Source organism: Kurthia senegalensis, from assembly GCF_000285595.1.
GTDB lineage: Bacteria > Bacillota > Bacilli > Bacillales_A > Planococcaceae > Kurthia > Kurthia senegalensis.
This window is the reverse complement of record NZ_HE611064.1, coordinates 865,970-880,161: the sequence shown is the minus strand read 5'-3', so window position 1 is coordinate 880,161 and position 14,192 is coordinate 865,970. Positions and strand designations below refer to the sequence as shown.

Sequence of the window (14,192 nt, the reverse complement as noted above, 5' to 3'; positions counted from 1 at the left end):
TCCGTAATTTAAGACGGTTTAAAAAAGGTAATTGAATGTGGCATAATGTAGCACAATATGTATATAATAATTATTATGTTTAAGTAGAGAAAGGACGTGCACGAATTGAATTTTCGTGAATTATCAAAAGACCAATTAGCTGAAGAATCATTAATCGAATTAGCAAATAGTATTTTAGTAGAACAAGGACAACCGATTACTTTCCAAGAAATCGTCTCTGTTATTAAAGATTTAGGCGCTCGTACTGAAGCCCAAATCAAAGCAGAAATCGTTCAATTTTATACAGATATGAACATAGATGGACGTTTCATCGTATTAGGTGAAAATCGTTGGGGTCTACGTGAATGGTACGCAATTGACCAAGTTGAAGAAGAAACTGCTCCGACTGTTAAAGCGCACAAACACGAAGAAGTCGAAGATCTAGAATTAGAAATCGATGAAGACGAATCTGAAGAATTAGAATTAGACGATGATGAAAATGACTTCGATGATTCTGCTGATTTAGATGACGACGAAGAAGAAGACGAGTTAGCTGGTCTTGACGTTGTTGAAGAAGGCGATATCGATTTAGAATTAGACGAAGAAGACGATGAAGATGAGGAAGACGATTTAAAATAGTCTTTCATATTTTGAGTTGCCACTCTTGACATTAAAACTTAAAACGTTTAACCTTCTATATGGGCTCCTTAAAAAAGGAGAATGACCGTGTAAATTCACGCTCCCCCTGCAATTTTTATTGCGGGTGGGGCGTTTTTTTGTTTTTTCAAAAAGTTAAATTTGTTGATAACAGTAGCTTTTGGGATAACTTAATAACATATTAGGAGGAACTAAATTGACTAAATATATTTTCGTAACAGGTGGCGTTGTATCTTCACTAGGTAAAGGAATTACTGCTGCATCACTCGGTCGTTTATTAAAAAATCGTGGCTTACAAGTCACTACACAAAAATTTGATCCATATATCAACCTTGACCCAGGGACAATGAGTCCGTACCAACATGGTGAAGTGTTCGTAACAGATGATGGAGCAGAAACAGATTTAGATTTAGGACACTATGAACGTTTCATCGACATCAATTTAGGTAAACACTCAACTGTCACTTCTGGTCGTGTGTACTCATCTGTTCTTAAAAAAGAACGTCGTGGCGATTATAATGGTGCGACAGTACAAGTTATTCCACATATCACAAATGAAATTAAAGAGCGTATTCAACGTGCTGGTCGCGAAACAAGCGCAGACATCGTTATTACGGAAATTGGCGGTACAGTAGGCGATATTGAATCACTTCCATTCTTAGAAGCAATTCGTCAATTAAAACGCGATTTAGGTAGTGATAACGTACTTTATTTACACTGTACATTAGTACCTTACATTGCAGCTTCAGGCGAATTGAAAACAAAACCAACACAACACTCAGTAAAAGAGTTACGTTCTTTAGGTATCCAACCAAATGTGTTAGTGTTACGTTCGGATCGTCCAGTTCCACAAAGTATGAAAGAAAAAATTGCGTTATTTTGCGATGTAGAAGCACATGAAGTTGTCGAATGTGTCGATGCAGAAAGCCTATATGATATTCCATTAGCACTTCAAGCACAAGATTTAGATTCAATCGTACTTGCGCACTTCGGCATTCAAGCACCGGCCGCAGATATGTCAGAATGGAAAGCATTAGTAGAACGTGTGAAAAACCTTTCTAAAACAACGAAAATTGCGCTTGTTGGGAAATATGTTGAACTACAAGATGCCTACATTTCCGTTGCAGAAGCTTTAAAACATGCTGGATACGCACATGATACAGATATTCAAATCGACTGGATTAATTCTGAAGATGTGAATGCTGAAAATGTGACACAATTACTACAAGAGGCTGACGGTATTTTAGTGCCGGGTGGCTTCGGTGATCGTGGTGTTGAAGGTAAAATTGAAGCAATTAAATTCGCACGTGAAAACAATAAACCGTTCTTAGGTATTTGCTTGGGTATGCAAATGGCGGCAGTTGAATTTGCCCGTAATGTTCTAGGTTTAGAAGGCGCGCACTCAACTGAACTTGCTGAAACACAATTCCCAATTATTGACCTTTTACCAGATCAAGAAGACGTAGAAGATCTTGGCGGTACACTTCGTTTAGGTTTATATCCATGTAAACTAAAAGAAGGTTCACGCGCACGTGAAATTTACGGCGAAGACTTAGTATACGAACGTCATCGTCACCGTTATGAATTCAACAATGAATTCCGCGAAGCAATGGAAGCAAAAGGTCTTGTATTCTCAGGTCTTTCTCCAGATGGTCGCTTAGCTGAAATTATCGAACTACCAGAAAAAGACTTCTTCGTGGCTGCACAATTCCACCCAGAATTCGTATCACGTCCACAACGTCCACAACCGTTGTTCCGTGATTTCATTGGTGCTTCTCTTAAATAAATATAATTAGAAATAATTAGCAGGCAATTAATCTATCATGACTAATGGTGGATTGATTGCCTTTTTTGTTTATTGGTAAAATGACTAGGGAATGGTGAAAATGAAGCCGTTATTTAGGAAGAATAGGAGTGGAATTATGAAAAAAGTAGGAATTATCGTAGCGATATTAGCTGTGTTAGCTGCCGCTGGTGGTGGAGCTTATTATTACTTTACGAATACACCTAAAAATCTTTTCTTACTAAGTGAGAAAAAATCGTTAGAGGACTATAGTGATTACGCGAATAGCCGATTTGAACAAGAAACAGAATTCCAAGAAAAAACAGCTAAAGAGGCATATAGCAATGTGATTAAATTAGCTGCCGATGTGCCAGAAAGTATTTTAAATGAATTTGGTATTCCGACGAGTTTATTAGACTCAACGAATGTTGAATTCGTACAAGCACACGATCCAAAAGCGAATAAATCTGAAGTATCATTCACACCAACAATTGGTGGTGGTTCAACAGATCCTTTCATTTGGTTCTCAGATGATAAAGCACAGTACGTAAAAGCACCACTTTTCAACGATACATTAATGGTCAAAAATGACGAGATGGAACAAGCTTATGAAAAATTAGTAGGCGAATCTGCTCCGAAAGAAATGGACTTGAATGCACTTAATTTAAACAAATTAATGGATTCAAATGTAACGGTAGAAGATTTAAATGACATTCAACAACGTTATATTAAAGTGATCGTTGATTCATTAGAAGATGATCAATTTGAGAAAAAAGATGCGACAACGAAAATTTTCGATAAAGAACAAAAATTAACTGCGGTTACAATGACGATGAAAAAAGCGGACGTACAACGTGTCGGAACGAATATTATTAAAGAATTACGCAACGATAAACAATTGAAAGAAATGTATGATTCATCTTCAGCTGTTTACGGTGAACAATCGTATGATTCTTTATTAGACGATTTACAAAAAGAAGTGGACAATGTAAATGTTGATGAAGTCGTTGTAACGAATTATATCGACGGTAAAGACGTTTTAAAACGTGACATCGTGATCAAACAAGACGGTAAAGAATTAGCTAAAATCAATACGACACAACAATTTGATAACGGCGTGAAAATGGACGCAACATTTGTTGATGAAACGGGATTTGCGATTAATGTAAAAGGGACATCAACTGGCACAGACGATGCGAAAGATGATTACACGTTAACAACCTCATCTGATGAAGAGGGTATTTCACCATTTGAAGTGACTGTTAAAAATAAAGCGACATTAAAAGACTCAGAACGTAAAGGGACGATTGATGTAGCAGTGAAAGACGAAGAAGCTACTGAACCATTTACAGTTACGGCAGATTATACGATGGATACAGATAAGAAAAATAACAAACAAAAATCAAATGCCGACATTACGATCCCAATGGGTGACGATAACATCGTCGTACATTACAATATGGATACGACGTTAAAAGCTAAACTTGATTTTGATACGAAAAATGCAAAAGATTTAAATGCATTATCAGATGCTGAATTAGAAGAAGTTCAAGGAAATCTATTAACGAACGTATTTACGATTGTTAATCAATTAAACTTGCAAGACATGTTCGGCACATATTAATTAGGGGAGAGTGGCGGTTGTGAGGAACAAACAATTATGGAAGGCCTATCACTCTTTCTTACGCAGAAATAGCTACTTACTACTTTATGTAGTAGTAGCTATTTTTGCCGTTATGACACTTTTTTTATTCGTCTCCCAACAAAAAAGCGTCACGTCTTTACAAATTGGCATCGTGGACGAAGATCAAACGACAGAAACGCAATTGTTGATGAAGGCAGTCGAACAGAAAAAAGAGGTGATGGACCGAGTAGAAGTCCATACATTAACGGAGGAACAAGCAAAAAAGGCAGTGAAAGATGAAACGATTGACGGCTATATGTTTATTCCGGAAGGAACGACGTCAGCATTTTATAAGACGGGGAGTTTACCATTAAAGGTCGTTTTATACGATGAACAATCGTTGAAAGGATGGTTGCTTAAAAATATTTCGACGTCAATTTACGACCGTGTTATCGTATCGGAAAAAGCGATTTTAACGTATGGACATTTTCATAAGAATGCGACCGACGATGAAATTATCGGTTTTATGCTCGATTTATTTTCGAACGCATTAGACCGAGAACTCGTTTTTCAAGTAGAAGAAGTACGTGCAGCGAATACGGTCGTCTATTATAGTGTGACGCTATGGCTCGTCGCCTCTCTCATTATTTTATTAACATTCCAAACGATTTTTAAAATGAATGAAACGAAGGCGATGCATACGCGTTTGCAAATGTATCCACAAGCGAAATTAAGAATGACATGTTTTCGCCACGGCTTATCGGCATTGTATACGGTCACTTTGAGTATGGGGATGTTATTCCTCCTTTTGAAACTTTTACGCTCTCCTTTTGAACTGTACAATAGTTTTTATTTGATTAGCAGTGCGCTCAGCATTCTTGTCATATCAATTACTTTCCTCTTTTTAATTGATTTATTCGCACATGATCGAGTCACTTTATTGTTAAAATGTTTGGCATTGTCACTCGTTCTTTTATTATCGGGAAGCATTGTTCCGCCAGTTTATTGGCCGTGGCAAACGTTCTCCGAAAACCCACTCGTTGAGCATTTCCGCCAACTCGTAAACCTTGCGAGCTACAACTATGTAGGGAACACAACGTGGTTACTCGCGTTGGGCTGTGTAGGTGCGGTCATCCTAAGCGTTGTTCTAGTGAAAAGGAGGAAACGAAGATGAGAAGTTTTGCGTCGCTGCTGTTCATTAAAAATAAATGGGGTTACGTGTATACAATTTTAAGCGTTATCGTATTGGCAGTTCTCTTTCAATGGGTGCTCGAAAAGCAAAAACAAGTGGCTTTACCAATCGGTATTCAAGATTTATCTCATAGCACGCAAGCAGAGGCAGTCGTTCGTGCGCTAAAGCAGTCGGAATATCGCGTAACAGAAATTGACGAGACAGAATCTTTCCCGACGAAGCTCGTGGAAAGCCAACAAGTTGTCGCTTTGCTCGTCATTCCGAAAGATTACGGAGAGAAAATTCAAGCGAATAAATTGAAAAGAACGCTCCCTTTGTACGTACAAGAAAACGTATCGGGTACGATTGCAAAAGAAGGAGTGAGCTTTCTTTTATTTGAACAACAAGTACCTTATTTAATTCAAAAGCACTTAGCAAAAGCGTTTTCTGAGCAATCAATTGAACCGATTATTCAGCAATATGAGCGCACGAAACCGAAAGAGCAACTCGTCGTTCAAAGCAGCCGTGCGGGGTCGCCAACATCTGTTTTAATCGGTAGTCTTATGACGACAATCTTACTAGTATTCGTGTTTCAAATTATATGGAATCGTCATTTATTTCAAGGTGTTGTCTGGCAAAAAATAAAAACGTTACGAGCGAATAGTTGGTCACTCGATGTATTGTATACGTTTAGCTATGGAATTTTATTTACCGTAAGTGTAATTGCCGTAGCTTACTTCATTCACATTCCGCTATCGGGTGCGGCGATTGCAACTACTTTGATTGTCGGTGTCGTGTATGAGTTCGGGCTGATTCAAGTGATGCGACGTATTCCGATGGTTAGTCATCAACTATTTATTGGATTTTTGTGGGCAGCCGTTGTAACTGCAACAATTTGGATGGTGCAACTAGGAGGAATTATATGATTACGTTGAAAAATGTAAAGAAAATGTATCGTAAAAAACGATATACGAAAATATTAACGGGGATATTCCGACAAATGGCATTACTTTGTTAATCGGAGCGAATGGCATCGGGAAGACGACGTTATTAAAAATGATTGCAGGCATTGAAAAAACGTCAGGTGGCGACATTTTATTTGATGGCGTACAAATGACGATGAAGCAACGTCAGAAGTCGATGAGTTACGTGCCACAAGAAATTGCTTTATGGGAACATTTAACGCTAGAAGAAAATATTCAATTTTTTTTAGGGTTAATAGACACCCCGATTTCGAAGGAGCGCATCGATGCGTATATTCATGCCTTTCAGCTAGATAATATGATGCGGATGAAAGTGAAGAAGCTATCGGGTGGGACGCAAAGAAAAGGAAATTTATTAATCGGATTATTGTCAGATCCGAATATTTTATTGTTGGACGAGCCGACTGTCGGAATCGACCTTGCGTCACGAATCAACATTCAACAAATGCTTGAGCAGCTACAACAAACGTGTACGATTGTCATGACGACGCATTTAATGGATGAAATTGATCGTTTCGATCAACAATTAGTCGTTATCGGCAAAGAACCTTTTTATGAGAATTTATTGTTAGAAAAAGGGAAATCGTTCGTACAATGGCAATAATAATGAAAGAATGATGAACTATTTTTCCGTTATACGGATATAGTTAAATGGTTGCGGTAATCTTATGGTAGTATGAAGTGGACAAATATAAGGGAGCGGTGGATTTGGGGAAAATTTTAGTCGTAGATGATCAAGAGGGAATCCGTGTACTTATCCAAGAAGTTTTGAAAAATGAAGGACATGAAATTAAAACGGCGGGTACAGGACTTGAAGCAATCAAACTAATTAGTACGGAACATTTCGATACATTATTACTTGATATGCAATTACCTGGTATGACCGGTGTAGAAATTTTAGAAGAGACGAAACAGAGCTTGCAAAATACGAAAATTATGATGATGACAGCGTACGGAGAACAATCGTTAGTTGAACGTGCGAAAGCTTTAGGCGTTCTTCATTTCTTTACGAAACCATTCAATATTATAGAGCTCCGTACGACAGTCAATAATTTGATGTAGGATGTCTACTATAAGTAGTAAAATAACAGACTTTTTGTTATGATGGAACTGTTTAAGAGTAATGAATATATTATGCTTGAATTCATGAAGGAGGATTTTTATTATGGCTTTAGTTTCTATGAAAGAAATGCTAAAAACAGCAAAAGAAGGTAAATATGCAGTTGGACAATTCAACATTAACAATCTTGAATATGTGCAAGCAATTTTATTAGCTGCTGAGGAAGAAAAATCACCTGTTATTCTAGGGGTATCAGAAGGTGCAGGGAAATATATGGGCGGTTACGTAGCCGTAGTATATATGGTGAAAGGTTTAATCGAAAGCTACAATATTTCAGTTCCAGTAGCGATTCACCTTGACCACGGATCAAGTTTCGAAAACTGTAAAGCGGCAATTGATGCTGGTTTCACATCTGTTATGATTGATGCGTCTCATCACCCATTTGAAGAAAATATTGAAATTACTTCTAAAGTGGTAGAATACGCACATGCACATGGTGTTTCTGTAGAAGCAGAATTAGGTACTGTTGGTGGCGACGAAGATGGCGTCATCGGCGGTATTATGTATGCAGATCCAGAAGAATGTCGCAAAATGGTTGAAGCAACGGCAATTGATTGTTTAGCTCCAGCATTAGGTTCTGTACATGGTCCTTACCACGGCGAACCAAACTTAGGCTTCAAAGAAATGAAAGAAATTTCTGAGTTAGCGGATTTACCATTAGTATTACACGGTGGTTCAGGTATCCCAACTTCAGACATTCAAAAAGCAATTTCTTTAGGTACAGCTAAAATCAACGTAAATACAGAAAACCAAATTGCTCAAACAGCAGCAATTCGTGAAATATTAGCGAATGATACGAAAGTTTACGATCCTCGTAAATACTTAGGTCCTGGACGTGAAGCAATTAAAGCAACAGTAATTGGTAAAATTCGTGAATTTGGTAGTAACCAAAAAGCATAATTATAAAATAAAAGGAAGCTAGGCAGTTATGCGTAGCTTCCTATTTTTCGTAAATACAACGTATATTTTCTAGGAGGAAATTTAATAATGAAATTTTTCATCGATACAGCTAACTTTGAAGAAATCAAAGAAGCATACGCTTGGGGTATTCTTTCAGGTGTCACAACAAACCCATCTTTAGTAGCGAAAGAGAAAAACATCTCTTTCCACGATCGTTTAAAAGAAATCGCTGAATTAGTAGACGGTTCAGTTTCTGGTGAAGTGATTTCATTAGAAGCAGACGGTATGATTGAAGAAGGTTTAGAACTTTCTAAAATCCACCCAAACATTACAGTGAAACTTCCAATGACTGAAGCAGGTCTTACAGCTTGTTCAGCTTTAACTAAAAAAGGAATCAAAACAAACGTTACATTAATCTTCTCTGCGAACCAAGCATTAATGGCTGCTCGTGCAGGTGCTACATACGTATCACCATTCATCGGTCGTCTTGATGATATCGGAATCGACGGCGTAGAATTAATTCGTGAAATCGCTGAAATTTTCGCGATTCATGAAATCGATTCACAAATCATTGCTGCATCAATCCGTCACCCTCAACACGTGACACAAGCAGCTCTTGCAGGTGCACATATTGCAACAACACCTTACAAAGTATTAAAACAATTATTTAAACACCCTCTTACAGATAAAGGGATTGAAGGCTTCATGAAAGACTGGGCTAACAAAGATAAATAATCAATTTTAATTAAAACAACGTTTATTAGTCCTGAAGCAGTACTTACGAATTGAGTGCGGCTTCAGGACAAATTTGTATTAAGGAGAGTTTTTCATGGACGTATTCAAAGTGGAAGGCGGAAATCGTTTAAAAGGGACGATTAAAGTAAGTGGTGCGAAAAATAGTGCTGTGGCATTGATCCCAGCGACGATTTTAGCAGATTCGACTGTAACGATTGAAGGATTACCAGAAATTTTAGACGTATGGACTTTAAAGGAATTGTTAGAAGAAATCGGTGGCGACGTGACATTTGAAAATGGGGAGATGTGCGTTGACCCAACGAAAATGATTGATATGCCATTACCGAATGGTAACGTTAAAAAACTACGTGCTTCGTATTATTTGATGGGCGCAATGCTCGGTCGCTTCAAAAAGGCAGTAATCGGCTTACCAGGAGGGTGTTATTTAGGTCCTCGTCCCATTGATCAGCACATTAAAGGGTTTGAAGCGCTCGGTGCCACGGTAACGAATGAGCAAGGTGCAATTTATTTACGTGCAGAAAAACTGCGCGGTGCAAAAATATATTTAGACGTATCGAGCGTAGGGGCAACGATCAACATTATGCTCGCCGCTGTTTTAGCAGAAGGTCAAACGGTCATTGAAAATGCGGCGAAAGAACCAGAAATTATTGATGTCGCGACATTGCTTTCTAGCATGGGTGCTAACATAAAAGGTGCGGGTACGAACGTAATACGAATCGACGGTGTGGAATCTCTTCACGGAACGTCGCATACGATTATTCCTGACCGAATTGAGGCTGGAACATTTATGGTGATGGCTGCGGCAGTAGGGGATGGCGTTACAATTGATAATGTGATTCCGATGCATGTGGAGCCTTTGACAGCTAAAATGCGCGAAATGGGCATTGAAGTCATTGAAAAAGAAGAACAAATTATTGTGCCGAAAGTAACCTCTATGAAAGCGGTCGACATAAAAACACTCGTCTACCCAGGCTTTCCGACGGATTTACAACAGCCACTTACGACGTTGCTAACGCAAGCAGAAGGAACGTCAGTCGTGACAGACACCATTTATCCAGCACGATTTAAACATATCGCAGAATTAAATCGTATGGGTGCGAATGGGAAAGTGGAAGGGCGGACTTCAATTATTCATGGGCCAACTAAACTTTCTGGTGCTACAGTCACTGCTACAGATTTACGAGCCGGAGCAGCACTGATTATCGCTGGACTTATTGCGGAAGGCGAAACAATTATTCACGATATTCATCATATCGAAAGAGGATATGGACATATAATAGAAAAATTGAAATTTATTGGAGCAAATATAGAGAAAATATCGATTGATGAATAAACGTCTAAAATATATCATTTTTGAAGTTTTAGAAAAAAGCCATAAATTGTATAAGAACTGTGCTACAATAGATTTGGTTTTTAAACCATACCCGCATAATCAAGTATAAAGGGTAAACGGGAGGAACAGTAAAACATGAAACGTAGTTTATCAATGGAAGTAGTACGTGTAACAGAAGCAGCAGCAATCGCATCAGCACGATGGATGGGCCGTGGACTTAAAATGGAAGCGGACGATGCAGCAACAACTGCAATGCGCCAAGTTTTTGATTCTATTCCAATGGACGCAACAGTAGTAATCGGTGAAGGTGAAATGGACGAAGCGCCAATGCTTTATATCGGTGAAAAATTAGGTTCAGATAAAAGCGGTCCTCAAGTGGATATCGCAGTAGACCCACTTGAAGGTACAAATATTGTAGCAGCAGGAAGCGGAAATGCTTTAACAGTATTAGCAATTGCTGACCGTGGTAACTTACTTCATGCTCCAGACATGTATATGGAAAAAATCGCAGTAGGTCCAGAAGCAGCAGGTAAAGTACATCTTGATGCTTCTGTAACAGAAAACTTAAAAGCGGTAGCAGCCGCAAAAAATAAAAATGTAGAAGACGTTGTCGCTACATTATTAAAACGTGAACGTCATCAACCAATCGTAGACGAAATTCGTGCAGCAGGAGCTCGCATTAAATTTATCAACGACGGTGATGTAGCAGCCGCTATTAACACTGCATTTGACGAAACAGGTGTCGATATTATGTTCGGTACTGGCGGAGCTCCAGAAGGCGTAATCGCTGCAGTCGCTCTTAAATGTTTAGGCGGAGATTTCCAAGGCCGTTTAGTACCATCTAACGATGAAGAAATCGCTCGCTGCGAAAAGATGGGCATTGCTGTTAATACGATTTTACAAATGAATGATCTTGTAAAAGGCGATGACGCTATCTTCGCAGCAACTGGTGTAACAGACGGTGAACTATTAAAAGGTGTTCAATTCAAAGGTGGTCACTGTACAACAGAATCAGTTGTTATGCGTGCTAAATCAGGTACTGTTCGTTTCGTAGAAGGACGTCACCGTTTAGATAAAAAACCAAACTTATACATTAAAGATTAATTTTAAAGAAAAATATAAATAAGTAATTCATTATTACAATGGGATATTCAGAAGTTTCTACTAAGTACATTTTGCTTTTTGACAAAATGATGGCAAAGTAAAACTTTTGAATATCCCATATTATTTCTTTATGATAAATTTACTGTTTCCAGACTTTCCCTTATATTATAATAGAGAAGACAATAGACAATATTTTAAAAAAGAGTGGTGTTAAGCTTATGGCAAATTTAACGATTTCACAGTTGGAAAATATGACTTTAAAAGAGTTATATGCTTTAGCGCGTGATTACAAGATTTCTTACTATAGTAAGTTGACGAAAAAAGAACTTATTTTTTCGATTTTAAAATCTCGTGCTGAATTAGAAGGATATTTCTTCATGGAAGGTGTCCTAGAAATTATGGATCAAGATGGTTACGGATATTTACGTCCGATCAACTATTCCCCAAGTTCAGAAGATATTTATATTTCTGCATCTCAAATTCGTCGTTTTAGCCTACGAAATGGTGATAAGGTGACAGGGAAAGTACGTCCACCAAAAGAAAATGAGCGTTATTATGGACTGTTACACGTAGAAGCCGTAAATGGAGAAAATCCAGAAACTGCAAAAGAGCGTGTCCACTTCCCAGGACTTACACCACTTTACCCGGATCGCCAAATTAAATTAGAAACGTCAAAAGGTCGTATTTCTACAAGAATTATAGATTTAGTATCACCTGTTGGGTTTGGGCAACGTGGGTTAATCGTTGCACCACCGAAAGCAGGGAAAACATCCTTATTAAAAGAAGTGGCAAATGCGATTACTGAACAACATCCAGAAGCAGAATTAATCGTTCTACTAATTGATGAGCGTCCAGAAGAAGTGACGGACATTGAACGTTCTGTAAAAGCAGATGTCGTTTCTTCTACGTTTGATGAACGTCCAGAAAATCACGTGAAAGTTGCAGAACTTGTACTTGAACGTGCGATGCGCCTCGTTGAACACAAACGTGACGTCATCATTTTAATGGACTCAATTACACGTTTAGCACGCGCTTATAATTTAGTCATTCCACCGAGTGGCCGTACGTTATCGGGTGGGATTGATCCTGCAGCGTTTCACCGTCCAAAACGTTTCTTCGGTGCAGCACGAAATATCGAAGAAGGCGGTAGCTTAACGATTTTAGCGACTGCGCTCGTTGAAACTGGTTCACGAATGGATGAAGTGATTTATGAAGAGTTCAAAGGAACAGGAAATATGGAATTACATTTAGACCGCGCTTTAGCGGAACGCCGTATTTTCCCCGCGATTAATATTCGTCGCTCAGGAACGCGCAAGGAAGAATTGTTAATTGAGAAGAGCCGTTTGAATAAACTATGGGCAATTCGCAAAACATTTTCAGATTCGCCTGATTTTACGGAGAAGTTTTTACGTAAATTACGCGTAACGAAAACGAATGATGAATTTTTTGAAGCGTTAGATGAGAAATCGAAGGAACAACGAAACGGTAAGGGGATTCTTTCTAAATAGTATGCCGTACGACGTAAATTAAGAAAAATTCATTGCAATTCACAATAAGATTTGATATTATTGTGTTCATAATGCAAATGTTATGTGTTGCATATGCGGTGTAAATGGTCCGCGTAAGGCAACCGTATAAATAACTCTGTTCCAGATGGTTCAGGGCGAGAGGAGAACATCTAACTATGAAACAAGGTATCCACCCAGATTTTAAAGAAGCAACAGTAACTTGCTCATGCGGTAACACTTTCAAAGTAGGCTCAGTAAAAGAAAACATCGTTGTCGAATTCTGTAACGAATGTCACCCATTCTACACTGGTCGCCAAAAATTCGCATCAGCTGACGGTCGTGTTGATCGCTTCAACAAAAAATACAACCTTAAATAATTTTTATTTAAGTAGAAGAGTACCTGTCTTGCATCCGTGCATGGCAGGTATTTTTCTTGCCACAAAATTAAAAATCGTGTAGCATAAACACGTTATGATTTCATATATTTTTAATAATTAGCATAAAAAAAGAGCCAGTAAAGGTCTCTTTTTTGTTATGATAGACTGTAGACATTTAAGAGAAAGGGGCCTAATCATACATGTACGTTATGACACAGAATGGCTGGATTGAAGTAATTTGCGGGAGTATGTTTTCTGGAAAGTCGGAAGAGTTAATCCGTCGAGTACGTCGCGCACAATTTGCTAAACAAAAAATTGCTGTATTTAAGCCAAAAATCGATAATCGATACAGTGAAGAAGCCGTTGTAAGCCATAACGGGACAACTGTTATTGCACATCCAATCGAGAAAGCGGAAGAAATGTGGTCATATATTGATGATGAGTACGATGTAATCGCCATTGATGAAGCACAATTCTTTGGGCAAGATATCATTGAAGCAGTACAAAAATTAGCGGACCACGGGTATCGTGTAATTTTAGCAGGCCTTGACCAAGATTTTAAAGGAGTTCCATTTGGACCGATGCCCTATTTAATGGCAATCGCAGAACAAGTGACGAAACTTCAAGCAGTATGTAGCGAATGTGGTTCACCTGCAAGTCGCACACAACGTTTAATTAATGGAGAACCTGCGAAAGCGGACGATCCGATTATTTTAGTTGGTGCATCAGAAGCATACGAACCACGTTGCCGTCATCACCATTACGTACCTACAGGTGTGACGCAATTAGATGAAGTAAAGTAAACAATACGTTTTTACATGACCTAAAATGCGCTTTTCATAGTACAATAGAGAATAGCGTGTTTCGAAAAGAGTAGCACATGTTACTCTTTTTCTT

General features: G+C 38.4%; 14 protein-coding genes. All 14 read left to right on the top strand.

Annotated elements, in window-relative coordinates; all coding sequences use genetic code 11:
- Nucleotides 1-105 precede the first annotated feature (105 nt).
- The 14 genes from rpoE to KSHG_RS04545 all read left to right on the top strand — a co-directional run bounded on the left by rpoE (nucleotide 106) and on the right by KSHG_RS04545 (nucleotide 14,098).
- Nucleotides 106-618, top strand: coding sequence for a DNA-directed RNA polymerase subunit delta (gene rpoE / locus KSHG_RS04615; RefSeq protein ID WP_010302513.1), 513 nt, complete (start codon nucleotides 106-108; stop codon nucleotides 616-618).
- A gap of 214 nt (nucleotides 619-832) precedes the next feature.
- On the top strand, nucleotides 833-2,422 hold the full coding sequence (locus KSHG_RS04610; protein ID WP_010302509.1) for a CTP synthase: 1,590 nt from the start codon (nucleotides 833-835) through the stop codon (nucleotides 2,420-2,422).
- 136 nt (nucleotides 2,423-2,558) lie between these two features.
- Nucleotides 2,559-4,043 carry a DUF6583 family protein gene (locus KSHG_RS04605; RefSeq protein ID WP_010302507.1) on the top strand — a complete coding sequence of 495 codons (1,485 nt, stop codon included), beginning with the start codon at nucleotides 2,559-2,561 and terminating at the stop codon, nucleotides 4,041-4,043.
- Between the two features lie 19 nt (nucleotides 4,044-4,062).
- Nucleotides 4,063-5,217, top strand: coding sequence for an ABC transporter permease (locus KSHG_RS04600; protein ID WP_010302504.1), 1,155 nt, complete (start codon nucleotides 4,063-4,065; stop codon nucleotides 5,215-5,217).
- Nucleotides 5,214-6,140 carry a hypothetical protein gene (locus KSHG_RS04595; protein WP_010302502.1) on the top strand — a complete coding sequence of 309 codons (927 nt, stop codon included), beginning with the start codon at nucleotides 5,214-5,216 and terminating at the stop codon, nucleotides 6,138-6,140. The genes KSHG_RS04600 and KSHG_RS04595 overlap by 4 nt, the downstream gene beginning before the upstream one ends.
- An 85-nt stretch (nucleotides 6,141-6,225) precedes the next feature.
- Nucleotides 6,226-6,801, top strand: a complete 576-nt coding sequence (locus tag KSHG_RS04585) for an ATP-binding cassette domain-containing protein (RefSeq protein ID WP_010302499.1) — start codon at nucleotides 6,226-6,228, stop codon at nucleotides 6,799-6,801.
- 98 nt (nucleotides 6,802-6,899) lie between these two features.
- Nucleotides 6,900-7,259, top strand: coding sequence for a response regulator (locus tag KSHG_RS04580; RefSeq protein WP_235728344.1), 360 nt, complete (start codon nucleotides 6,900-6,902; stop codon nucleotides 7,257-7,259).
- Between the two features lie 103 nt (nucleotides 7,260-7,362).
- Nucleotides 7,363-8,217, top strand: coding sequence for a class II fructose-1,6-bisphosphate aldolase (gene fba, locus KSHG_RS04575; protein ID WP_010302492.1), 855 nt, complete (start codon nucleotides 7,363-7,365; stop codon nucleotides 8,215-8,217).
- A gap of 87 nt (nucleotides 8,218-8,304) precedes the next feature.
- On the top strand, nucleotides 8,305-8,952 hold the full coding sequence (gene fsa, locus KSHG_RS04570) for a fructose-6-phosphate aldolase (RefSeq protein WP_010302488.1): 648 nt from the start codon (nucleotides 8,305-8,307) through the stop codon (nucleotides 8,950-8,952).
- Between the two features lie 94 nt (nucleotides 8,953-9,046).
- Nucleotides 9,047-10,306, top strand: coding sequence for a UDP-N-acetylglucosamine 1-carboxyvinyltransferase (locus KSHG_RS04565; protein ID WP_010302485.1), 1,260 nt, complete (start codon nucleotides 9,047-9,049; stop codon nucleotides 10,304-10,306).
- A 135-nt stretch (nucleotides 10,307-10,441) separates the two neighbouring features.
- Entirely contained in the window at nucleotides 10,442-11,410 is a 969-nt protein-coding gene (gene glpX, locus KSHG_RS04560; protein ID WP_010302482.1) for a class II fructose-bisphosphatase, read from the top strand.
- Between the two features lie 218 nt (nucleotides 11,411-11,628).
- Nucleotides 11,629-12,918, top strand: coding sequence for a transcription termination factor Rho (rho, locus tag KSHG_RS04555; RefSeq protein WP_010302479.1), 1,290 nt, complete (start codon nucleotides 11,629-11,631; stop codon nucleotides 12,916-12,918).
- A gap of 176 nt (nucleotides 12,919-13,094) precedes the next feature.
- On the top strand, nucleotides 13,095-13,295 hold the full coding sequence (gene rpmE / locus KSHG_RS04550; protein WP_010302476.1) for a 50S ribosomal protein L31: 201 nt from the start codon (nucleotides 13,095-13,097) through the stop codon (nucleotides 13,293-13,295).
- A 200-nt stretch (nucleotides 13,296-13,495) separates the two neighbouring features.
- A complete protein-coding gene (locus KSHG_RS04545) occupies nucleotides 13,496-14,098 on the top strand; it encodes a thymidine kinase (protein ID WP_010302473.1) in 603 nt (200 codons plus the stop codon).
- The last annotated feature ends 94 nt before the right edge of the window (nucleotides 14,099-14,192 follow it).

What these genes read in the sequence shown, in the direction of transcription:
- glpX (WP_010302482.1), top strand. Translation starts at nt 10,442, where the DNA reads ATGAAACGTAGTTTATCAATGGAAGTAGTACGTGTAACAGAAGCAGCA.
- rpmE (WP_010302476.1), top strand. Translation starts at nt 13,095, where the DNA reads ATGAAACAAGGTATCCACCCAGATTTTAAAGAAGCAACAGTAACTTGC.
- KSHG_RS04565 (WP_010302485.1), top strand. Translation starts at nt 9,047, where the DNA reads ATGGACGTATTCAAAGTGGAAGGCGGAAATCGTTTAAAAGGGACGATT.
- fsa (WP_010302488.1), top strand. Translation starts at nt 8,305, where the DNA reads ATGAAATTTTTCATCGATACAGCTAACTTTGAAGAAATCAAAGAAGCA.
- rho (WP_010302479.1), top strand. Translation starts at nt 11,629, where the DNA reads ATGGCAAATTTAACGATTTCACAGTTGGAAAATATGACTTTAAAAGAG.
- KSHG_RS04545 (WP_010302473.1), top strand. Translation starts at nt 13,496, where the DNA reads ATGTACGTTATGACACAGAATGGCTGGATTGAAGTAATTTGCGGGAGT.
- fba (WP_010302492.1), top strand. Translation starts at nt 7,363, where the DNA reads ATGGCTTTAGTTTCTATGAAAGAAATGCTAAAAACAGCAAAAGAAGGT.
- KSHG_RS04595 (WP_010302502.1), top strand. Translation starts at nt 5,214, where the DNA reads ATGAGAAGTTTTGCGTCGCTGCTGTTCATTAAAAATAAATGGGGTTAC.
- KSHG_RS04605 (WP_010302507.1), top strand. Translation starts at nt 2,559, where the DNA reads ATGAAAAAAGTAGGAATTATCGTAGCGATATTAGCTGTGTTAGCTGCC.